Below are 20854 nucleotides of genomic sequence, written 5' to 3' on the forward strand. Positions count from 1 at the left end.
GATGGATCCTCATGCGCGCACCTCCCCCGCGCGAGCGGCCTCGAGGGCGTCCCGCAGCAGGTCCTGCTCGGCCCCGCTGGCCGGCCGCTGCCGGACGTGGTCCACGAAACCGACCGCGAGCGCGTGGTCCGAGGGTGCCTGCCGCAGGACCTGGGCGTAGGTCCGCTCCCGGGCCCGCCTCCCGCCGGCCGGTTCGTGGCGGAAGACGAGCACGGAGGGGAACCGGGTCTTCAGGCGCTCCAGGGCCCGCTCGGGGCGTTCGTCGTCGGTGACGGTGACCTGCACCCAGCACTGCTCCGCCCACGCGAACTCCGGGGACTCCAGCAGGTCCTCGATCGGCCCGGACAGCACCGCCAGGCGCCGTCCGGCGTCCCAGTCCACGGCCTCGACGTCGGTGACGGCCCCGCCCGTGACGTGGACGAGCCAGCCGCCCTTGCGGTGGCCCGCCTCGGAGAAGGAGTACGGCAGCGGTGAGCCGGAGTACCGCACGTGCTCGGCCAGCCGCTGGCGGCCGTGCAGGTGGCCCAGGGCCGCGTAGTCGAGCCCGTCGAACACGGAGACCGGCACCTGCCCCAGCGTGCCCACCAGCATCTCGGGCGGGGCGTCCGGCTCGACGTGCTCGCCCTCGCCGATGTCCCGTTCGGACTCGGAGCCGTGGCCCCCGGCCGCGAACAGGTGGGCCAGCACGACGGCGGCCACCGGCTCCGGCGTCTCGGCGCGGCGGGCGGCCAGATCGGCGTGGACGCGGCGGACCGCCTCCGTCAGCACGGCCGTGTGGTGGGGCTCCACGCCCCAGGCCGGTCCCTGGTGGCGCGGTTCGAGGTAGGGGATGCCGTAGACGGCCACGGTCTGGCCCGCACCGCCGTCGACCCCGGGCTCGGTGAGCAGCACGGGGCGGTCCAGCTCCGCCGCGTCCGCGCGCACGTGCACGCCCGCGGCCGCCAGGAGTCCGCCGCCGAAGCCGAGGCGCACCGCCGAGTCGTGGTTGCCGCTCGTGAGCACCACCTGGGCGCCGGCCGCGTGCAGCCGGGTGAGCGTCCGGTCCAGCAGCCGGACGGCGTCCGCCGGCGGCAGCGCGCGGTCGTACACGTCCCCGGCCAGCAGGACGGCGTCCACGCCGCGCTCCGTCACGGTCGCGACGAGGGCGTCCAGGACCTCCTCCTGGGCCTCGAGCAGCCCGGTGCCGTGGAACGACCGGCCCAGATGCCAGTCCGAGGTGTGCAGCAGGATCATGCGGCCCACTCTAGGGAGGGTGCGGACGGGATAAGCACGACGCGGTGCAGCTCGTACGATGGCGGCATGTCCGCCACCGCGCCCGAGCCCACCGCCTCCTCGTCCACGCCCCTGCCCGGCCCCGAGCACGCCGACCGGGTCCTGGCCCTCCTCGCGGCCGGTGCCGCCGGGGACGCGCTGGGCGGCGTCGTCGAGTTCACCCCCGCGTCGGGGATCGCGGCGGTGCACGGCCCCGCCGGCGTCACCGACGCCGCGGACCTGCTCGCCCAGGAGGGCGCCCACGCCCTGCCGATCACCGACGACACGCAGCTGACGCTGTACGTGCTCGACGGCCTGCTCGAGTGGATCGAGTGGCAGAACGACGGCGTCCCGGCCGATCCCGCGGCGTGCGTGTGGCTCGCGTGCCTGCGCTGGTTCGCCACGCAGGACGGCGCGCTGCCCGAGGGCGCTCCCCCGGCCCCGCCCCGCTGGATCGACGCGCACGCGGAGCTGAAGGTGCGCCGCGCGCCGGGCACCGCGTGCCTGACCGGGCTCGCCGAACCGGGGATGGGCCTGCCGGGCGACCCGCACAACCCGAATTCGAAGGGCTGCGGGACGGTCATGCGCTCGGCCCCGTACGGGATGGTGCCGGGGCTCGAGGACCCGCACGTCGTGTCCCTCGCCCGCCAGGGGGCCGTCCTCACGCACGGCCACCCCACCGCGTGGGTCGCGGCGGCCGCGTACGCCCTCGTCATCGCGGCCCTGCTGCGCGGCCTGGACCTGGCCGCCGCGGTCGCGCACACCCGCGCGTGGCTCGACGGCCTGGGCGAGGAGGCCGCGGAGACCCGCGCCGCCGTGACCGCGGCGGTCGACCTGGCCGGCACCGTCGACGCCGACCCCGGCGCCCCCGGCGCCCTCCCCACCGCGCTCGGCGAGGGCTGGGTCGCGGAGGAGGCCCTGGCCATCGCGCTGTATGCCGCGCTCACCGCGCAGGCGGTGCACCCGGCCGATCCGGCGGCGGCGCTCGCCCTGGCGCTGCGGATCGGCGTGAACCACGACGGCGACTCCGACTCCACGGCCTCGCTGGCCGGGCAGGTGCTCGGCGTGGCGCACGGCACCGCCGTGTTCGGTGCGCACGACCCCGCGGACCGCGCCGCGGCCGAGGCCTCCGTCCCGGGGTGGATCGCCGAGCGCGAGGTCGTCCTGGAGGCCGCCCGGCGCTGGAGCGCCGCGACCACCTGAGTGGTTCAGCGCGCGGCGTCCGGCCAGTTCCCGTCGAGCATCTGCAGGAACTCCCCCTCGGAGACCAGGGCGATGGCCTGCCCACGGTCCCGCCGGCGCAGGGCGTCCCGCGTCTTGCGGTGCGCCAGCGCCGTGGTCACGGCCTGCGGTGCCCCGTCCTCGGCGCGCGGGCGGTGCAGGTCCGCGGCCTCGAAGCCGTCCCCCACGACGAGCATCGTGGTGGCCGCGCCCACCCGGTTCGCGGTCTGCGCGCCGTGCGCGGCCGCGCGCGTCTTGGCACTCTGACGCGACATGCCGATGCCGCCCGTGAACACCACGGTCTGGCCGAACAGGGGGTGGCCCGGGTCGGCGGCCGGGTTCGGGAGCGGATTGACGCCCTCGTCCGGCCAGCGCATGAAGTCGGGCATGGCGCGTTCGTCCCGCAGCGGGACCCGCGCGTCGAAGACGCCCTCGGTACGCCGGGCCTGGCGGGTGGCCTTCGACTCGGCGCCCGATCCCGCCGCCCGGGGGGCGAGGACGCTGACGCTCAGCCCCTGGGCCCGCATCAGGCGGTCGACGCCGCGGCCGGCCGGCGCGTCGGTCAGCCCGGGCAGAATCTCCGCGTCGGCCGGCGGCGCCCCCAGCACGCGCCGGCCGATGTCCACGAGGATGGCCGCGCAGGCCTCGGCGTCGGCCAGTGCGTCGTGGTGGCGCCCCGGGGTGAACCCGGCCTCGCGCGCCGCGGAGGGCAGGGCGTACGAGGGCAGGTCGTAGACGCGGCGCGCCAGCACCAGGGTGCACACGAACTCCAGGCCCGGCACGTCCCGGCCGGAGACCTCGAGGCCGGACTCGATGACGCCGACGTCGAAGCCCGCGTTGTGCGCCGCGAGCACGTCCGTCCCCACGAAGTCCGCGAGCTCGTCGTACACCTGCGCGAACCGGGGGGCGTCCAGGACGCGGTCCTCGGTGATGCCGTGGATGCGCACGTTGCGGGGATCGAACCGGTCGAAGCCGACGGGCGGACGGATCAGCCACTCGGCACGGTCCACCATGACCCCGTCCCGCACCCGGACGGCGCCCACGGCGCACGGGGAGCCGCGGAAGCCGTTGGCGGTCTCGAAGTCGATCGCGGTGAAGTCCAGCCCCGGCACGGGGACGCGCCCGCCGCTCACGGGCGCGCGTCGAGCGCGTCCACCAGGTAGGGCAGCAGGGCGCGGAAGGCGTGCCCCCGGTGGCTGATCGCGTTCTTGTCCTCGGGGCTCAGCTGCGCGGTGGACACGTCCCGGCCCTCGGGCCGCAGGATCGGGTCGTAGCCGAAGCCGCCGTCCCCCACGGGCTCGCGCAGCAGCGTGCCGGGCAGGCGGCCGTGCTCGACGTGCTCGACGTGGATGGCCCGGGCGCCCGCGGCGTCCGGGCCGCTGGGGACCGCGAGCGCGGCGGCGCACACGAACTGGGCACCCCGATGCTCGTCCGGCACGTCGGCCAGCTGGGCCAGCAGCAGCTCGAGGTTGGCACGGTCGTCCCCGTGGCGCCCGGCCCAGCGGGCCGAGAAGATCCCGGGGGCGCCGTGCAGCACGTCCACGGCCAGACCGGAGTCGTCCGCGACGGCGATCAGCCCGGTGTGCGCGGCCACGGCGCGGGCCTTCTTCAGCGCGTTCTGGGCGAACGTGACGCCGTCCTCGACGACGTCCGGGGCGCCCACGGCGCCCGCGTCCACCACCGCGGCCTCCACGTCGAGGCCGGGCACGGCGCCGGCGAGCAGCTGCCGCAGCTCGCGCACCTTGCCCGCGTTGTGCGTGGCGAGCACGATGCGGGCGCCCTCCGGCAGGCCCGCCGACGAGGAGGCGGGCGCGCTCACGCCCGGTCCTCCGTGGCGGCGGCCAGGGTCTCGGCCTGGATGCGGGCCAGCTCACCCGTGCCGATCAGGGCCAGGTCCAGCAGGGTGTCCAGCTCGGCGCGGGTGAACGGCGCGCCCTCGGCGGTGCCCTGCACCTCCACGAACTCCCCGGCCCCGGTGACGACCACGTTCATGTCCGTCTCCGCCTTCACGTCCTCCACGTACGGCAGGTCGAGGACGGGCACCCCGTCCACGATGCCCACGGACACCGCGGCGACGGAGTCCTTGAGGACGGCGGCGCCCTTGGCGAGGATCCCCTCGCGCCGCGCCCAGGCCACCGCCTCGGCGAGGGCGACGTAGGCGCCCGTGATGGCGGCGGTGCGGGTGCCGCCGTCGGCGTCGAGGACGTCGCAGTCCAGGACGATGGTGTTCTCCCCCAGGGCGGACAGGTCGATGACGGCGCGCAGGGACCGGCCGATCAGGCGGGAGATCTCGTGGGTGCGCCCGCCGATCCGGCCCTTGACGGACTCGCGCTGGCTGCGCTCGTTGGTGGCCCGCGGGAGCATCGCGTACTCGGCGGTGACCCAGCCGGTCCCCTCGCCCTTGAGCCAGCGCGGCACGCCCTCGGTGAAGGAGGCGGTGCACAGCACGCGGGTGTTCCCGAACTCGATCAGGGCCGAGCCCTCCGCCTGCCGGGACCAGCCCCGGGTGATGGTGATGGGGCGCAGCTCGTCGACGGCGCGGCCGTCCGGGCGGGGGGCTCGGCCCTGATCGAGTTCGGGAACGGGCGGTGGGGGCGGGAGAGCTCATGGCCTCCAGTCTAGGCGCGCCCTCAGACGCCGTAGCTCAGCCCCGAGACGGCGACGGCCAGCGGGCCGTCGTACACCGCGCGGGCCTCCTGGACGGCGCGCTGCGGATCGTTCCACACCGGCAGGTGTGTGAGCAGCAGCTTCCGGGCCCCGGCCTGCGCCGCCGTCTCGCCGGCCCGTCGGCCGGTCAGGTGGACGCCGTCGATGCCGTCGTCCCGGCCCTCGTGGAAGGCGGCCTCGCACAGGAACACGTCCGCGTCCCGCGCGGCCTCGACGAGCCCCTCACACGCGTCGGTGTCCCCGGAGTAGGTGAGCACGCGGGTGGTGACGTCGCCGTCGTCGTCGACGCGGTCCACCTCGACCCGGATCGCGTAGGCCTCGTCGATGGGATGGCGCACGGGGACCGGGGTGAACCGGAACGGACCGAGCCGCTCGGTGCGGCCGGCGGCCCAGCACCGGAACTCGAAGTCCTGGTGCATCCCCGGCTCGGGGTCCATCCCGTACGCCTCGGCGACGCGGTCGGCGGTGCCGGCGGGTCCGTAGACGGGCAGCCGGCCGCGGTCCCAGCCGGCCGGGTTCCAGCGGATGGCCACGTGCATCCCGCACAGGTCCATGAAGTGGTCCGGGTGCAGGTGGGAGAGCAGGATGCCGTCCAGGTCCTCGAGCTCGACGTAGCGCTGCAGCACGCCGAGGGCGCCGTTGCCGAGGTCCAGCAGGATCCGCCATGTGCGCGGGGTGACGCCGTCCTCGGCCACGCCCTCGGCGGTGAGGAGGTAGCACGAGGCGGGTGAGCCCGGGCCGGGGAAGGACCCGGAGGCCCCGATGATGGTCAGCTTCACGTCACACCCTCCTGCTCGGCGCCCAGCCGCACGAAGGCCGTCGAGCGCGTCGGGACCGGCGCGGCCGCGGGGCGGGGCGCGCCGATCGTCTCCAGGCGGCGCACGGACTCGACCTCGGGTCCGAGGAAGCGGCGCGCGAGGGCCTGGAAGTGGTCGGGGTCGCCGGTGGCGGCGAAGCGGTGGCGGGTGGCCTGGCCGGAGCCCGCGGCCGAGTGGGGGTGCTCGAGGCCGAGGCGGACCAGTTCCCGGTAGAGGTCCTTGGCGGTCTCCTCCGCGGAGGAGACGAGCGTGACGTCCTCCCCCATCACGAGCGAGAGGGCGCCGGTCAGCAGCGGGTAGTGGGTGCATCCCAGCACGAGGGTGTCCACGCCCGCCGCGCGCAGCGGGGCCGTGTACTCCCGGGCGGTCTCCAGCAGTTCGGGGCCGGTGGTGATGCCGGCCTCCACGAACTCCACGAACCGCGGGCACGCGACCGAGGTGATCTCGAGGTGCGGGGCGGCCGAGAACGAGTCCTCGTAGGCGCGGGACCCGACGGTCGCCTCGGTGCCGATCACGCCGATTCGGCCCGTGCGGGTGGCGGCCACGGCGCGGCGCACGGCGGGCTGGATCACCTCGATCACGGGGATGCCGTGGCCTCCCGTGTAGCGCTCGCGGGCGTCGCGCAGCACGGCGGCCGACGCGGAGTTGCACGCGATCACGAGCGCCTTGACGCCGCGCGCGACGAGCTCGTCCATGATCGCCAGGGCGAGGGCCCGTACCTCGGCGATGGGCCGCGGGCCGTACGGCGAGTGCTCCGTGTCGCCCACGTAGAGGATGGACTCGTGGGGCAGCTGGTCCATGATCGCCCGGGCCACGGTCAGCCCGCCCACGCCCGAGTCGAACACGCCGATCGGCGCGGCGGCGTCCACGGCGGCGCGCTGGCCGCTCACTGCTCGTCCTCCGCGTCCCCGGCGCCCGGCGCGGACTCGTCCGCGCCCTCGGGCAGCTCGCTGAGCATCTCCGTCATGAGCGTCTCCAGCAGCCACGAGGTGAAGTTGTAGAGCAGGGCCATGGTGGACTCGACGTCCTCCGCGCTGCGCCAGTCGTCCACGGCGTGCACGCGGGCGGCGTCCTCCTCGGTCTCGACGCCCAGGCGGGCGGCCAGGACGAGGCGCACGTCGTTGAGCGCGCGGCCGAAGGCCGGCGCCTGGTCGTGCGGCACCTCCACGCGCGTCGAGCGCAGCAGCTCGAGGGCCAGGCGCGCGTCCGCGAGCTTCCCCTCCGACAGGGCGTCCTCGGTCAGGGCCCGGTGGGCGCCCTGTTCGGCGGCGCCGGCCTGGGGCATCGCATCCGGCAGGAGGCGTGCGACGGCCGGGTCGGTGGGGGCCGAGCGCTGCGGCTCCGGGTCCTGGCTCAGGTGCAGGCCGGAGACCAGCCCCCAGAACGCGGCGTCGGACGCGTCCAGCCCGGCCACGGGGCCCGCGTCCTGCGCGGCGGACACGGACGGCGGCGCCGCCGGGGGATCTTCGGGCGTGTCGACGCCGTCCTCGGCGGCCGGGGCCTCGGCGGGGTCCGCCTCGGCGGGGCGCACGTCCGCGCGTCGGCCCTCGAGCAGGGCGACGACGTCCCTGACCAGCCCGCGCAGCAGGCGCACCTCCGGCAGCTCCAGCTGCGCCGTGTACCCCCGCCGCGTCCAGCGGAACCGTTCTGCCATGCCCCTCCTCAGTCCTCCGCCTGCTCCAGCGTGGCCCACAGACCGTAGCCGTGCATCGCGCCCACGTGCAGCTCGGCCTTCTCCTTGGTGCCCGTCGCCACCACGGACCGGCCCCGCTCGTGGACCTCGAGCATGAGCCGCTGCGCCTTGGCGGCGGAGTAGCCGAAGTGGGTGCGGAACACGTAGGCGACGTAGCTCATCAGGTTCACCGGGTCGTTCCACACCACGACGTTCCACGGCCGGTCCCGGGCTGTGTCCTCGTGAGGCCGCTCCAGCAGGGCGGTGTCGGTGGCGCCGGCGGGGACGGACTCACCCGGCGCCGGACGCACGGCGCGCGGCGCGGACGGATCGTGGCGGGTCAGCACGGACATGCGCCCCAGTGTACGAGGCGGGCGGGCCAGGACCGGCCCCGCCACGGTCCACTAGGGTGGGCGCGTGAGCCAGAACCCCGTGCCCAGCGCCCCGCGGACCGCCGACGACTGGCAGATCCCCACGGCGCTGATGACCGACCACTACGAGCTGACCATGCTCCAGGCCGCGCTGAAGGCCGGCACCGCGCACCGCCGCTCCCGCTTCGAGCTGTTCACCCGACGCCTGCCCAGCGGCCGCCGCTACGGCGTGGTGGCCGGCGTGGGCCGCGCGCTGGAGGGCCTGTCCCGCTTCCGGTTCGACACGCCCGAGCTCGACTTCCTCGCGGACACCACCGCCCTCGACGACGCCACGCTGGCCTGGCTCGCCGACTACGAGTTCACGGGCGACATCGTGGGCTACGCCGAGGGCGAGGCCTACTTCCCGCACTCCCCCCTCCTGCAGGTGGAGTCGACGTTCGCCGAGGCGTGCATCCTGGAGACCTACCTGCTCTCCATCTACAACTACGACTCCGCCGTGGCCTCCGCCGCCTCCCGCATGACGGCCGTCGCGGACGGCCGCCCGTGCGCCGAGATGGGCTCGCGCCGCACGCACGAGGAGTCCGCCGTGGCCGCCGCCCGCGCCGCGGCCATCGCGGGCTTCACCGCGACCTCGAACCTCGAGGCGGGCCGCCGGTACGGCATCCCGACCGTCGGCACCGCCGCCCACTCCTTCACCCTGCTGCACGACTCGGAGCGCGCCGCCTTCGAGGCCCAGGTCGCCGCGCTCGGAGCGGACACCACCCTCCTCGTGGACACGTATGACGTGGAGCAGGGCGTGCGCACCGCGGTCGAGGTGGCCGGCCCGGCCCTGCGGAACGTCCGGGTCGACTCCGGCGACCTCGTGATCCAGGCCCACCGCGTGCGCGAGCTGCTCGACGAGCTGGGCAACACCGAGACCGGGATCATGGTCACCTCGGACCTGGACGAGTACGCGATCGCCGCCCTGCGCTCCGCCCCCGTCAGCTCGTACGGCGTGGGCACGCGCCTGGTCACCGGGTCCGGCGCGCCCACCGCCTCCATGGTCTACAAGCTCGTGGCCCGCCAGGACGACGACGGCACGTGGGTGGACGTGGCCAAGGCCAGTTCCGGCAAGGCCAGCCGGGGCGGCCGCAAGGAGGCCGCGCGCCGCCGCGACCCGCGGGGCCGGGCCACCGCCGAGGTGATCGGCGTCAACCGCGGCGCCGCGCCCGACGCCGACGACCGTCCCCTGCTGCACCGTTTCGTGCACGCCGGCGAGCTGGCCGAGGGCTGGACCGGCCCCGAGGCCGTCACCCGCGCCGCCGAGCGGCACGCCGCCTCCCTGCGCGAGCTGCCCGCCTCGGTGGGCCGCCTGCAGCCGGGCGACCCCGCCATCCCGACCATCTTCCTGGAGGACTGACCCATGGAGAACCTGAACCGCGCCCTGGTGATCGTGGACGTGCAGAACGACTTCTGCGAGGGCGGCGCCCTCGGCGTGACCGGCGGCGCCGCCGTCGCGGCCGGGGTCAGCGAGCACCTGGCCGAGCACGCGGACGCCTACGCGGCCGTGGCCGCCACGCGCGACTGGCACGTCGACCCGGGCACGCACTTCGCCGCGGCCACCGGCGCCGAGCCGGATTTCCGCACCACCTGGCCGGTGCACTGTGTGGCCGGCACCGCCGGCGCCGAGCTGCATCCCGACCTGGACGCCGAGCACCTCGACGCCGAGTTCCTCAAGGGCCTGCACACGGACGCCTACTCCGGCTTCGACGGCGCCCTCGGCGAGCCCGACGCCGTCCCGACCGGGGCCGCGGGCGAGCGCCCCTCCGGGACCGTCGGCCCGTACGGGGCCACCGCCGTGGCCGCGGCCGCCGTCGAGTCCGGCGCCCCCGGCCTCGACGAGTGGCTCCGCGAGCAGGGCGTGGACGCGATCACCGTGGTGGGCATCGCCACGGACCACTGCGTGCGCGCCACCGTGCTCGACGCCCTCGACGCCGGCTACGAGGTCACCGTGCTGACCGACCTGGTGGCCGGCGTCGACGAGGCGGCCGCCCAGGCCGCGCTCCACGAGATGGAGGCCGCCGGGGCCATCCTGGCGACCTCGTGAGCGGGTTCGGCCCCGAGCGGCGCCCGCGTCGCCTCTGAGGCGCCGCACGTCGGGACAGTGACGAATGTCACTCGATGCGGCATGATGGAGGCACGCGGCCCCGGCGGGCGTGCCGGAGCCGGTGCCCGACGCAGACGAGGAGAGCAGCCATGACCGACTCCCCCATCGCCGCAGACCGGGACGGCATCCGCTATCTCTCCGGGGCGATCCCGGCCGCCGACGACGTCCGCGCCCTCTACGACGCCGTGGGCTGGTCCGCCTCCACGGCGGACATGGACACGCTCATGGGCGGGCTGCAGGGCTCGGCCGCCGTGGTGACCGCCTTCGACGGCGGCCGTCTGGTCGGTCTGGCCCGCGTGGTCTCCGACGGACACACCATCGCCTACCTGCAGGACATCCTCGTGGATCCGGGGCACCAGCGCCGCGGCATCGCCTCCGAGCTGCTGCGCCGCGTCTTCGCGCGGTTCGGCCAGGTGCGTCAGCACGTGCTGCTCACGGACACCGAGGAGCGTCAGCGCGCCTTCTACGAGGCCCATGGATTCCGCGAGTCCCGTGACGTGGAGGGCGACGAGCTGCGCGCCTTCGTGCGCTTCCAGTCCCGGGACGGCTGAGCCCGGCGCTCAGGCCGACACGGCCCGCCGCTCCCCCCGGGCGGGGGCGGCGGCGAGATCGCCGAGCCGCTCGGCCTCGTGCGGGCCGGGCTTCATGGCGCGCAGCGCGTTGACGATGGCCACGACGTCCACGAGCTCCTGGAACAGCGCGCCGACCAGAGCCGGGATGGCGCCCGTGGCGGCGATGACCATCAGGACCAGGGAGAGCGCGATGCCGACCCAGATCGACTGCGTGGCCACCTGCAGGGTGCGCTGGCCGGCGGCCACGGCGACGGCGACCTTGGAGACGTCGTCGGCGAGCACCACCACGTCGGCGGACTCGGAGGCGGCGGTCGAGCCGCGGGCGCCCATGGCCACGCCCACGTCCGCGGCGGCGAGCACGGGGACGTCGTTGACGCCGTCGCCGACCATCATCACCGGGCGCTCCGGGCGCTCGGAGAGCAGGCGGACCTTGTCCGCGGGCAGCAGGTCCGCGTGGACCTCGTCGATGCCCGCCTCCCCGGCGATGTGCCGTCCGGTGGCCTCGGCGTCGCCGGTGAGCATGAGGACCTGGCGTGCGCCGAGGCGGTGGAGCGCCTGCACGGTGGCGGCGGACTCGGGGCGGATGCGGTCGGCCAGCAGCAGGACGCCGGCGAAGGCGCCGTCCACGGCCACGTAGACGGCCGACTGACCGGGGGCGAGGTCGGCGGTGACGGTGTCCGGGGCGGCCTGCGTGACGTAGGCGCGCTTGCCGACGACGACGCGGCGCCCCTCCAGCACCGCGACGACGCCGTGGGTGGCCTCCTCCGTGGCATCCTGCGCGGTCGCCAGGGACAGCCCGCGCTCCTCGGCCGCCGCGCGGATGGCGTCGGCGAGCACGTGCACGGAGTACTGCTCGGCGGAGGCGGCCAGGCGCAGCAGCTCGTCCTGGGCGAAGCCGGCGGCCGGGCGCACGCCGACCAGCTCGGGGCGGCCGGCGGTGAGGGTGCCGGTCTTGTCGAAGCCCACGGTCTGCACGGAGCCGAGGGCCTCGATGGTCCCGCCGGACTTCACGATCACCCCGGACGTGGCGGCGCGGGACATGCCGCCGAGGAAGGCCACCGGAGCGGCGATGAGCAGCGGGCATGGCGTGGCCACCACGAGCACCTCGGCGAAGCGGACCGGGTCCTGGGACAGCCACCAGGCCAGGCCGGCGATCAGGTAGGCGACGGCGGTGAACGGCACGGCGTAGCGGTCGGCCAGGCGCACCATGGGGGCGCGGGACTCGGCCGCCTGCTGCACGAGGGAGACGATGGCCGCGTACTGCGAGTCGGCCGCGGAGGCGGTCGCCTCGAGCACGAAGGCGCGGGTGCCGTTGAGCGCGCCGGACATCACGGCCGAGCCGGTGCGGCGCGTGACGGGCAGGGACTCGCCGGTCAGGGAGGACTCGTCCAGGTCCACGGCGACCTCCCCGCCGTCCTCGGCGGAAGCCACGGTGCCGTCCACGGGAAGCACCTCGGCGGGACGCACCAGGAGCCGGTCGCCGGCACGCACCTCCTCCACCGGCACGTCCTCCACGGAGCCGTCCGGGCCCAGGCGATGCGCGCGCTGCGGGGCGCGGTCCAGCAGGGCGGACAGATCCCGCCGAGCGCGGCCGGCCGCGTAGTCCTCGAGGGCCTCCCCACCGGTGAGCATCAGGCAGACGAGCACGGCGGCGAGGTGCTCCCCCACCAGCACGGTGGCGACGATCGCGGTGACGGCGAGGACGTCCACACCCCAGTGCCCGCGCATGAGGTCCCTGACCATGCCCACCGAGGTCCACGCGGCCACCACCAGGGCATACGCCGAGGCGATCCAGCGCGCCGGATCCTCCGCCCCCGCCAGGTGCAGGCCGAGGGTGAGGGCGACGACGACCAGCGTCGCGAGCACCCACGGGTACCGCGCGGCGAAGCCGAGGACGGCGGGACGTGACGGGGACGGGGCGGACACGGGCATGGCGACTCCTGACATCGTGCCCCCATTCCAGCCCGTCCCCGTGCCGGGTGCCAGCCAGGGGAGGCGAACCTCAGACCGCCGCGTGCGGGCCTTCAGGCCAAGTCGGCGGAGCGCCTCGCTGACGGGATGGCATGTCACGCATCGCTTTCGGCAACATGCTCAACCATCTTTGCCCTCCTGAATGCAGAGTAAAATCCCCTCGCGCTATCTGCAAATGATTCATCCGAGTTCCATGAATAGATGAAATAGTCAATATCAAGGAAATCATAGACCTCAGCAATGTCGCACTCATGCGGAGTTAAGCCCACAGGCGCCAGCTGCTTAGCGCGGAACTCTATAGACGTTAGATCATCAATTGGCCGTGATGACGGCCATTGGCCGACACCAAAAGTCCCACCGCCGAAGAGTCGCCCCGCCACGCGCTCCGCCTGCCGGATCCACCGAGGCCGCTGCTGCGCTTCGGCAGCAGCAAGGGCCTTAATGAGGCAAGGGTCAATATTTTCACGCATACATATGGAATCGATTTGAGACCACGTCTTCTGTCCGATGTCCTTAATGGAGTAATCGATTTCCATTTGCACATCCGGACCGGACCGGGTGTTGAATCGCTGGAAAGATATCGCCAAAACGGAAGCGAACAGGGCTGTCCAGAGTGCAATAACAAGCTCCCTGACCGACGGAACCAGGACAGAGAAGTGCGGGTATACCAATACTGCGACACTGCAATAAATCGTTGTGACGACTACAGACGCCGAAAGATAGACAGTATTCACTGTAGACAATTGTCTCAATGCGCCCTTTGGGCTGAAAGTAGACCGAATTTCCGCCAAGGTCGAATAGGTCCAAAATACGAATGCTGACGTCCAATACGGGTCCCCTCCCGACTCCACGGCCAAGTTCAGGGCCAGGACAGTCACGGAAAACGTAGGTATTCCCCTGTATATAAGTAGATACTTTACCGAGCTTCTTCTTGGCATTAAATCAAGAGAGTCCCGAGCTGTCGCATAAACTTCGGGCCATCTAGTACCAATAGCCTGGTAAATTAGCCATAAAAATATTCCCCCTAAAGATCCGATTACGATTGACACACCCGCCCCCTAGAGTCTCGAATCTGAACCTCAGGTCCGGCCGACGAACCACCCGCGCAGGGTGCTCAGCCGCTTCTCCAGCTGCTCCCGGGAGGCCTGGGCCACGGCGGGGCCGCCGGAGATCTCCCGCAGGCGGTTGTGGATCACCCCGTGCGGCTGGCCGGACCGGGCCGCCCAGGCGGACACCGTCTTGGACAGCTCCGCGCGCAGCTCCTTCATCCGCCGGTGGTCCACGACGTCGGCGGGCTCGACCGCCTGCGCACGCGGCCGGCGCTGGATCTGCTCGGCCTGCCGCTGCCGCAGCAGGGCGGAGACCTGCTCGGCGTCCAGCAGGCCCGGGATGCCGAGGAAGTCCTGCTCCTCCTCCGAGCCGACCGCGCCGCCGAGACCGAACTCGCCGCCGTCGAAGAGCACCTTGTCGAAGCTCGCCCGGGACTCGAGGGCCTCGAACTTCTCCCGCGTCAGCGCGTCCGAGCCGCTCTCGGCCCGGTTGGCCTCCGCGATGAGGTCCTCCTCGGGGGCGTCCTCGAGGTCCTCGACGTCGACGGCGCCCTCCTTGCGGTCCAGCGCGTGGTCCCGCTCGAGCTCCATCTCGTTGGCCAGCAGCATGAGCGCGGGCACGGACGGCAGGAACACCGAGGCGGTCTCCCCACGCCGGCGGGAGCGCACGAAGCGGCCCACGGCCTGGGCGAAGAACAGGGGCGTGGACGTGGACGTGGCGTACACGCCCACGCACAGGCGGGGCACGTCCACGCCCTCGGACACCATGCGCACCGCCACCATCCACCGCTCGTCCGACGCGGCGAACTCCTCGATGCGATCCGAGGCCCCCTTGTCGTCCGAGAGGATCACGGCCGGCCGCTGGCCGGTCAGCGCCTCGAGCTGCGCGGCGTACGCGCGCGCGTCCTGGTGGTCCGTGGCGATCACGAGGCCGCCGGCGTCGGGCACGTTGCGGCGCACCTCGCTGAGCCGGCGGTCGGCCGCGCGCAGCACGGACGGGATCCACTCGCCCGCCGGGTCCAGCGCGGTGCGCCAGGCGGAGGCGGTGATGTCCTTCGTGGCGGCCTCGCCGAGCTGAGCCTCCATGACCTCGCCGGTGGAGGTCTTCCAGCGCATCTGCCCGGAGTAGGCCATGAAGATCACCGGGCGCACCACGTGGTCCCGCAGCGCCGGGCCGTAGCCGTACGTGTAGTCCGCCTTCGACCGTTCGATGCCGTCCACGCCGAGTTCGTAGCGGACGAAGGGGATGGAGGCGGTGTCGGAGCGGAACGGGGTGCCGGTCAGGGACAGACGCCGCGTGGCCGGCTCGAACGCCTCGCGGATGCCCTCGCCCCAGCTCAGGGCGTCGCCGCCGTGGTGGATCTCGTCCAGGATCACCAGGGTCTTGGCGGCCTCCGTGCGGTTCCGGTGCAGGACGGGCTTGTTCGCCACCTGGGCGTACGTCAGCGCCACCCCGCGGTACTCGGCGCCGTGCCGCCCGTCCGCGTTCTTGAAGTTCGGGTCGATCGCGATGCCCACGCGCGCGGCGTTGTCCGCCCACTGGCGCTTGAGGTGGTCCGTGGGCGCCACGACGGTCAGCCGCTGCACCACGCCGGAGTCCATCAGGATCTTGGCCACGCGCAACGCGAACGTGGTCTTGCCCGCGCCGGGGGTCGCGACCGTCAGGAAGTCCTGCGGCGCGGTCTCGAGATAGCGCTCCAGCGCCTCCTGCTGCCACTGGCGCAGCTTGGGGGCCGTCCCCCACGCCGCGCGCTCGGGCATGGCGGGGGGAAGGTCCTCGCCGATGTGGAACAGATCGTGCTGGACGCTGCCGTCCGGGGTGCCGCTCGTCAGGGAGCGGCCGTCAGCCACGGCCGCGGCCTCCGAACCAGCCACCGCGCTTGCCGCCGCCGTCGCCGCCGTCCTGCGGCTCACGCAGGCCCTCGTAGATCTCCTTGCACGTGGGGCACACGGGGAACTTGTTCGGGTCCCGGCCCGGCACCCACACCTTGCCGCACAGGGCGATCACGGGGGCACCGGTGACAGCGGACTCCGTGATCTTCTCCTTGCGGACGTAGTGGGCGAAGCGCTCGTGGTCGCCCGGCTCGATCTTCTGCCGCAGCTCCTCGCGCTCGAGGACGGACGTGCCGCCGCCGGCGGGCGCGAAGGGGTCGTTCAGGTCGGGTTCGCCGGTCACACTCATGCGGGCCAGTCTAGCCGCGCCCCTCAGAAGGCGGCCACGGCCTGGTAGGTCTCGGCCTGCGCGCGGTCGTACCAGCGCGCCCCCAGGCGCACGCCCAGCCACAGCGCGACGGCGCCCCACACGAGCCCGAGGGCCACCGTCACCCAGCCCCACACGGCGGCCCCGGTGACGAGCCGGACGATGAAGGGCGCCAGGAACGGCACCGCGAGCGCGAGGCTCACCAGCAGCGAGGCGCCCTGGACGAGCATCGTGCGCATGGCCGCGCCCTGCGGCGTCTTGAACGGGCTGTCTCCCGGCTTCGGCACGGGGTACACGAAACGGGCGGAGACGAGTGCGGACAGCCCGGCGGTCGTCCCGAACAGGCCGAGGGCCAGGCCCAGCATCGGCGCCAGCAGGGACCAGTCCCCCGCCGCCGCCACCGTCGCCGTCGTCACGAGCAGGATCATCGGCACCCCCCAGCCCGCCAGGCCCAGGACCCGGCCCCAGCGGTCGTCCACGCCCCGCACGCCCGAGACGACGTGCAGGTGGAACGCCGTGTGGTCGTAGGCGATGTCCGCGGAGATCGAGTAGGCCAGGGACCAGGCGGTGATCGGCCCGAGGACCAGCAGCAGGCCCAGTCCGGGACCCCCCTCCCCGGCCATGCCCCCGGTGAACCACAGCAGGACGGCCATGAGCGGGATGATGACGAGCCCGGCCGCGTACCGCGGATCGGCCAGCCAGTAGCGCTGGGCGCGGGCCGCGATCGCGGTGCGCGGGCCCGTGGCCGGTCGGCCCAGCCAGCGCAGCGGCGTCGGGTCCGCTCCCGCGGCGACGCGGCGGGACCGACCGCCGCCCACGGCCACCGGCTCCACGGTGCGGCGCACGGCCAGGTGCCACAGGGCCAGGGCGGCCAGGCACCAGGCGGCCGCCACCGCGAGGTGGAGCGCGACGGCGGCGCCGCGGCCCTCGGCGACCGCCCACGCCGCGGCGGGGCCCGCCCCGAACGGGGTCCACGCCGCGCCGCGGGCGATCTGGGGCGCGATCGCCAGGAAGTCCTCGAACGACGCGATGGCCCGCGAGAGGGCGAGGCCGCCGAGCATGAGCGGGATGAACAGCAGGACGGAGACGACGTCCCGCACCCGACGCCGGCTCGCGTAGGCGGCCAGGAGGCCGGCGAGACCGGAGCCGATCGCCACGGCGGTCACCGCGGTGAGCGCGCCCCCGACCAGGCCCACCGCCAGCGCGGCCGGCCGGTCCCACCAGCTGGCCCCCAGGCCCACCAGCACGGCCAGCGTGGCGAGCCCGACCGGCGTCGTGAAGGCGCTCAGGACCAGCCCGGCGATGAGGGTGCGGGCCGGGACGGGGAAGAGCACGAAGCTGTGCGGGTCGAGCGTGGCGTCGACGCCCGTGACGAACGGCGGGATGACGAGCCAGGCGAGCACCACGACGGCGGCGGCCAGCACGGTCGTGGCGCCGCGGGCCTCGTCCGGCAGGGCGGGCAGGCCCGTGACGAGCAGCGTCACCGCCACGGCGGCCATGCCGAGCACGTACAGCGCGCCGAGCACGCTCATCACCAGGGTGAACGGGGACCGGCGCCACTGGTTCAGGGTCAGCGTCCAGCGCAGTCGGACGAGCGTCAGAGCCATGTCAGCCCCTCCGAGCCGTGGCGGCCGCCGACGAGGTCCACGAAGCGGTCCTCGAGGTCGCGCCCGTCCCGGACCTCCTCGAGCGTGCCGGCGGCCCGCAGGGTCCCGGCCGCGATCACGGCGACGTGGGTGCACATGCGCTGGACGAGGTCCATCACGTGGCTCGAGACGATCACGGTGCCGCCCCGCTCCACGTACGAGTGCAGGATGTCCCGGATGTTCGCGGCGGAGACCGGGTCCACGGCCTCGAACGGCTCGTCCAGGACGAGCAGGTCCGGGGCGTGGACCATGGCGGCCGCCAGGGACACCTTCTTGGTCATGCCGGCGGAGTAGTCGGCGACGAGCTTGCGGCCGGCGTCCGCCAGGTCCATCACCCGCAGCAGGTCCGCGGTCCGCTCGGCCACGGTGTCCGCGTCGAGGCCGTGCAGCAGCCCGGCGTAGGTCACGAGCTGCGCGCCCGTGAGGCGGTCGAAGGTCCGCACGCCGTCGGCGAGCACGCCGACCCGTCGCTTGGCCTCGAGGGGCTGCTCCCACACGTCGACGCCGTGGATCCAGGCGCGGCCGTGGTCCGGGCGCAGCAGACCGGTGGCCATCGACAGGGCGGTGGTCTTGCCCGCCCCGTTGGGCCCGACCACCCCGAAGAACGATCCGGCCGGGACGTCCAGGTCCAGTGCGTCCAGCGCCAGCTTGTCCCCGAACCGCTGGGTCAGCCCGCGTGTGACGAGGGCGAGGCCCGGATCGGGGGCGTCGGCCGCACGCCGACGGGCGGCGGCCGCGAGGTGGGTGGGGGCAGGCTCGGGCGCATGCGGAGTCATGCCTGGGACGTTACCCACCGTCAGGCGGACACGGCGTCCTCCTCAGGGATGAACCGTGGGTCCCTCAGAACAGCGCTGCGGCCAGCCGACGCCGCGAGGCCTGAACACGGGGATCGTCCGTGCCCACCACGGTGTAGAGGTCCACGAGGTGGGCGCGTGCCGTCTCGCGGTCGTCGCCGGGGTGGAGGGCGATGAACCGCACGAGCCGGGCGAAGGCGTCCTCCACGTGGCCGCCGAGCACGTCCAGGTCGGCGACGGCGAGCTGGGCGGCGACGTCGTCCGGGCCGTCCGCGGCGGCCGCGCGCACCGCCGCAGCGTCGGCGTCACGGGTGCGCAGCATGAGGCGGGCCGCGGACAGGCCCTGCTGGGCCACGGCGTCCGCGGGGCTGTCGGCCAGCGCCGCCTCCCACGCCGAGACGGCCCCGGGCAGGTCGTCGGCGGCGAGGGCCTCATGGGCGGCCCGGTGCAGCGGCGGCACGGGCGGAGCCTCCGCGGCCGCGGCGTCGGCGTCCTGGCGCGCCGGGGCGACGGGGGGCACGGTGCCGGCGACGCCGTTCTGACGGGCCACCTCGAGGATCTCCCCCATGAGCTGGCGCAGCGTCTCCTCCGGCACCTCCTGATTGACCAGCGGCACCGGCTGCCCCGCCACCACGGCCATGACCGCGGGGCCGGCCCCCAGGCCGAGCGCCTGCAGCACGGCGGGCTCCTTCGCCACGTCCAGACGCGCGAGCACGAGCCGTCCCGCCTGGGCGTCGACCGCGTCCGCGAACTGCCGGTAGAGCGCCTCGCTCGCCGCGTCCCCGGGCACGTGCAGGTGCAGCAGCACCGGCACCTGGGCGGAGAGCTGGACCAGCTGCTGCAGCAGACCCTGGTCGGCGTCCGCGATCACCCACGAGCCGCCGCCGGCGCCGGCGTCGGCCCCCGGCGCGGTCCGCCCGGCCGGGGCCGGGGTGCCGAGCGAGGACAGGTCGACGGCGCCGCGCAGGTGGGACGGGGCGTCGGAGGGGGGCTGGGCGGTCACGTCGGTCACGATCCTTCCGGTCCGGGTCCGCCCCGTCGCCGGCGCGAGGGGCGTTGTCACTGCGCCCCACGGTAGCCTCCCCGGCGTGGCGCGGTCAGGCCGGGGCCCTGACGTACGCTGAGCGCGTGGAGGAGAAGGAGACCGCATCCGGCCCGGACGCCGCCGGCGTCGCCGACGTCCGCGCCCCGGCCGAGCCCGAGGGCACCGAGCAGCCGCCCGTGGCCGGCATCCCCGTGGAGCCGGTCGGGGTGGCCGCCGCGCCGCCGTCGCACGGGCCGACGCCCGCCGGGCGTCGTCGACTGCCCCGCCTGGGCTCCGTCCTGCGGCGGCGCCGACCCTTCCTCGAGGAGGACCGGGTGGACCCCGAGTCGGTCCCCGTCGACGGCGCCGAGGATCCGGCGGTCGCGGCCGTGGCCGTCGAGTCCCCCGGGCTGACCGGCTTCCTGCTCGCAGTCGGCGTGGCCCTGGCCATCGGCGTCGTCTCGGTGCTGCGCACGAACGGACAGCTCATCGTGTGGATCGCCGCGGCCCTGTTCATCGCCCTGGGCCTGGATCCGCTGGTGCGCCGGGTCGAGTCCTGGGGCGCGCCCCGCTGGGTCGGCGTGCTCACGGCCGCGCTCGGCCTGGCCGCCGTGGCCGGGGCGTTCGTCGCCCTCCTGGTCCCCACGGTGATCGAGCAGTCCACGCAGCTGGTCCAGGACCTGCCGGCCATCATCGACGGGGTGATGACCGCCGAGTGGTTCGTGCAGCTCGACGAGGAGTTCCACCTCCAGGAGGCCGTTCGCGCCCAGACCGAGCGCCTCGCCGCCGACGGCGTCGCCGTCACCGACCTGTTCGGCGGGCTCCTCGGCTTCGGCCAGACCGTGCTGAACGCCGTCTTCTCGGTGCTCGTGGTGGTCGTGCTGACGCTGTACTTCCTCTCCTCCCTGCCGCACATGAAGTACTGGGCCTACCGGCTCGCACCGCGCTCGCGCCGGCCCCGGATCGAGGCGCTGTCCGAGCAGATCACCTCCTCGGTCGGCCACTACGTGATGGGCCAGTCCTTCGTGGCCGCCCTCAACGGCGCGGTGGCGTTCACGGCGCTGGCCATCGCCGGCGCCCCCTTCGCCGTCCTGCTCGCCGCGATCGCCGCCTTCATGGCGTTCATCCCGCTGGTGGGCGCCGCGATCGGCGGCACGCTGCTGACCCTCGTGAGCCTGCTGACGTCGTGGCAGACCGCCGCCGTGTTCGCGGCCATCTACTTCGTCTATCTGCAGATCGAGGCCTACGTCATCTCGCCGCGCGTCATGGCGCGCGCGGTGTCCGTGCCGGCGGCCGTGGCCGTGATCGCGGTGATCGCCGGAGGCGCGCTGCTGGGCGTCCTCGGCGCCCTCATGGCGATCCCGCTCGCCGCCGCGCTGCTGCTGCTGGTCCGCGAGGTCTTCATCCCCCGTCAGGACGCCCGGTAGGCCCACGACGGCGGCGCGGCCCGGA

Annotated in this window: 20 protein-coding genes; 5 read left to right on the forward strand and 15 right to left on the reverse strand. The window is 74.2% G+C overall.

Annotated elements, in window-relative coordinates; all coding sequences use genetic code 11:
* Positions 1-9: 9 nt before the first annotated feature.
* On the reverse strand, positions 10-1233 hold the full coding sequence (locus J1M38_RS08425; protein ID WP_069941941.1) for an exonuclease SbcCD subunit D: 1224 nt from the start codon (positions 1231-1233) through the stop codon (positions 10-12).
* A gap of 66 nt (positions 1234-1299) precedes the next feature.
* Here J1M38_RS08425 and J1M38_RS08430 point away from each other — a divergent pair, with 66 nt between their 5' ends.
* Positions 1300-2454 carry an ADP-ribosylglycohydrolase family protein gene (locus tag J1M38_RS08430; protein WP_206481335.1) on the forward strand — a complete coding sequence of 385 codons (1155 nt, stop codon included), beginning with the start codon at positions 1300-1302 and terminating at the stop codon, positions 2452-2454.
* A gap of 5 nt (positions 2455-2459) precedes the next feature.
* Here the strand turns inward: J1M38_RS08430 and J1M38_RS08435 are convergent, their stop codons facing one another.
* The 7 genes from J1M38_RS08435 to clpS all read right to left on the reverse strand — a co-directional run bounded on the left by J1M38_RS08435 (position 2460) and on the right by clpS (position 7982).
* Positions 2460-3605, reverse strand: a complete 1146-nt coding sequence (locus J1M38_RS08435) for an exonuclease domain-containing protein (RefSeq protein ID WP_069941943.1) — start codon at positions 3603-3605, stop codon at positions 2460-2462.
* Entirely contained in the window at positions 3602-4291 is a 690-nt protein-coding gene (locus J1M38_RS08440; RefSeq protein WP_044659188.1) for a non-canonical purine NTP pyrophosphatase, read from the reverse strand. Before J1M38_RS08440 ends, J1M38_RS08435 begins: the two co-directional genes overlap by 4 nt.
* Complete coding sequence (gene rph / locus J1M38_RS08445) at positions 4288-4998, reverse strand: ribonuclease PH (protein ID WP_159228244.1); 711 nt, start codon at positions 4996-4998, stop codon at positions 4288-4290. The genes J1M38_RS08440 and rph overlap by 4 nt, the downstream gene beginning before the upstream one ends.
* Positions 4999-5102: 104 nt before the next feature.
* Complete coding sequence (locus J1M38_RS08450) at positions 5103-5918, reverse strand: MBL fold metallo-hydrolase (RefSeq protein ID WP_113913898.1); 816 nt, start codon at positions 5916-5918, stop codon at positions 5103-5105.
* The gene (gene murI / locus J1M38_RS08455; protein WP_049145229.1) at positions 5915-6847 is read right to left on the reverse strand and encodes a glutamate racemase; all 933 of its coding nucleotides are present in this window, start codon (positions 6845-6847) and stop codon (positions 5915-5917) included. Before murI ends, J1M38_RS08450 begins: the two co-directional genes overlap by 4 nt.
* Complete coding sequence (locus J1M38_RS08460; protein ID WP_069941945.1) at positions 6844-7611, reverse strand: DUF2017 family protein; 768 nt, start codon at positions 7609-7611, stop codon at positions 6844-6846. The genes murI and J1M38_RS08460 overlap by 4 nt, the downstream gene beginning before the upstream one ends.
* Before the next feature lie 8 nt (positions 7612-7619).
* Positions 7620-7982, reverse strand: a complete 363-nt coding sequence (gene clpS, locus J1M38_RS08465; RefSeq protein WP_002857236.1) for an ATP-dependent Clp protease adapter ClpS — start codon at positions 7980-7982, stop codon at positions 7620-7622.
* A 64-nt stretch (positions 7983-8046) separates the two neighbouring features.
* On the opposite strand from clpS, the gene J1M38_RS08470 reads away from it, so the two are divergent.
* The 3 genes from J1M38_RS08470 to J1M38_RS08480 all read left to right on the forward strand — a co-directional run bounded on the left by J1M38_RS08470 (position 8047) and on the right by J1M38_RS08480 (position 10697).
* The gene (locus J1M38_RS08470) at positions 8047-9399 is read left to right on the forward strand and encodes a nicotinate phosphoribosyltransferase (RefSeq protein ID WP_036313014.1); all 1353 of its coding nucleotides are present in this window, start codon (positions 8047-8049) and stop codon (positions 9397-9399) included.
* Positions 9400-9402: 3 nt separating this feature from the next.
* The gene (locus tag J1M38_RS08475; RefSeq protein WP_036382159.1) at positions 9403-10086 is read left to right on the forward strand and encodes an isochorismatase family protein; all 684 of its coding nucleotides are present in this window, start codon (positions 9403-9405) and stop codon (positions 10084-10086) included.
* A gap of 149 nt (positions 10087-10235) precedes the next feature.
* Positions 10236-10697 carry a GNAT family N-acetyltransferase gene (locus J1M38_RS08480; protein WP_098093141.1) on the forward strand — a complete coding sequence of 154 codons (462 nt, stop codon included), beginning with the start codon at positions 10236-10238 and terminating at the stop codon, positions 10695-10697.
* Positions 10698-10706: 9 nt separating this feature from the next.
* Here J1M38_RS08480 and J1M38_RS08485 read toward each other — a convergent pair whose 3' ends face one another.
* The 7 genes from J1M38_RS08485 to J1M38_RS08515 all read right to left on the reverse strand — a co-directional run bounded on the left by J1M38_RS08485 (position 10707) and on the right by J1M38_RS08515 (position 19381).
* Positions 10707-12650, reverse strand: a complete 1944-nt coding sequence (locus tag J1M38_RS08485; protein WP_206481344.1) for a heavy metal translocating P-type ATPase — start codon at positions 12648-12650, stop codon at positions 10707-10709.
* A gap of 134 nt (positions 12651-12784) precedes the next feature.
* The gene (locus tag J1M38_RS08490; RefSeq protein ID WP_134416597.1) at positions 12785-13225 is read right to left on the reverse strand and encodes a hypothetical protein; all 441 of its coding nucleotides are present in this window, start codon (positions 13223-13225) and stop codon (positions 12785-12787) included.
* A 543-nt stretch (positions 13226-13768) separates the two neighbouring features.
* Complete coding sequence (locus J1M38_RS08495) at positions 13769-15589, reverse strand: DEAD/DEAH box helicase (protein WP_206481346.1); 1821 nt, start codon at positions 15587-15589, stop codon at positions 13769-13771.
* Positions 15582-15920, reverse strand: coding sequence for a DUF3039 domain-containing protein (locus tag J1M38_RS08500; RefSeq protein ID WP_041103218.1), 339 nt, complete (start codon positions 15918-15920; stop codon positions 15582-15584). Before J1M38_RS08500 ends, J1M38_RS08495 begins: the two co-directional genes overlap by 8 nt.
* Before the next feature lie 23 nt (positions 15921-15943).
* A complete protein-coding gene (locus J1M38_RS08505) occupies positions 15944-17545 on the reverse strand; it encodes a Tat (twin-arginine translocation) pathway signal sequence (protein WP_041103219.1) in 1602 nt (533 codons plus the stop codon).
* Entirely contained in the window at positions 17536-18360 is an 825-nt protein-coding gene (locus J1M38_RS08510; RefSeq protein ID WP_041103221.1) for an ABC transporter ATP-binding protein, read from the reverse strand. Before J1M38_RS08510 ends, J1M38_RS08505 begins: the two co-directional genes overlap by 10 nt.
* Before the next feature lie 64 nt (positions 18361-18424).
* Positions 18425-19381: a co-chaperone YbbN gene (locus tag J1M38_RS08515; RefSeq protein WP_225348405.1), complete on the reverse strand. Its 957-nt coding sequence runs from the start codon at positions 19379-19381 to the stop codon at positions 18425-18427.
* A 125-nt stretch (positions 19382-19506) separates the two neighbouring features.
* On the opposite strand from J1M38_RS08515, the gene J1M38_RS08520 reads away from it, so the two are divergent.
* Positions 19507-20829, forward strand: a complete 1323-nt coding sequence (locus J1M38_RS08520; protein WP_036382174.1) for an AI-2E family transporter — start codon at positions 19507-19509, stop codon at positions 20827-20829.
* Positions 20830-20854: the final 25 nt, after the last annotated feature.

The organism is Micrococcus sp. KRD070, assembly GCF_017168435.1.
GTDB classification, from domain to species: Bacteria; Actinomycetota; Actinomycetes; order Actinomycetales; family Micrococcaceae; genus Micrococcus; species Micrococcus luteus.

Excerpts from the sequence above, each read along its gene's own strand:
- J1M38_RS08505 (WP_041103219.1), bottom strand. The coding sequence starts at position 17,545 with ATGGCTCTGACGCTCGTCCGACTGCGCTGGACGCTGACCCTGAACCAG.
- J1M38_RS08500 (WP_041103218.1), bottom strand. The coding sequence starts at position 15,920 with ATGAGTGTGACCGGCGAACCCGACCTGAACGACCCCTTCGCGCCCGCC.
- J1M38_RS08475 (WP_036382159.1), top strand. The coding sequence starts at position 9,403 with ATGGAGAACCTGAACCGCGCCCTGGTGATCGTGGACGTGCAGAACGAC.
- clpS (WP_002857236.1), bottom strand. The coding sequence starts at position 7,982 with ATGTCCGTGCTGACCCGCCACGATCCGTCCGCGCCGCGCGCCGTGCGT.
- J1M38_RS08430 (WP_206481335.1), top strand. The coding sequence starts at position 1,300 with ATGTCCGCCACCGCGCCCGAGCCCACCGCCTCCTCGTCCACGCCCCTG.
- J1M38_RS08425 (WP_069941941.1), bottom strand. The coding sequence starts at position 1,233 with ATGATCCTGCTGCACACCTCGGACTGGCATCTGGGCCGGTCGTTCCAC.
- J1M38_RS08510 (WP_041103221.1), bottom strand. The coding sequence starts at position 18,360 with ATGACTCCGCATGCGCCCGAGCCTGCCCCCACCCACCTCGCGGCCGCC.
- J1M38_RS08490 (WP_134416597.1), bottom strand. The coding sequence starts at position 13,225 with ATGGAAATCGATTACTCCATTAAGGACATCGGACAGAAGACGTGGTCT.
- J1M38_RS08485 (WP_206481344.1), bottom strand. The coding sequence starts at position 12,650 with ATGCCCGTGTCCGCCCCGTCCCCGTCACGTCCCGCCGTCCTCGGCTTC.
- J1M38_RS08460 (WP_069941945.1), bottom strand. The coding sequence starts at position 7,611 with ATGGCAGAACGGTTCCGCTGGACGCGGCGGGGGTACACGGCGCAGCTG.
- J1M38_RS08480 (WP_098093141.1), top strand. The coding sequence starts at position 10,236 with ATGACCGACTCCCCCATCGCCGCAGACCGGGACGGCATCCGCTATCTC.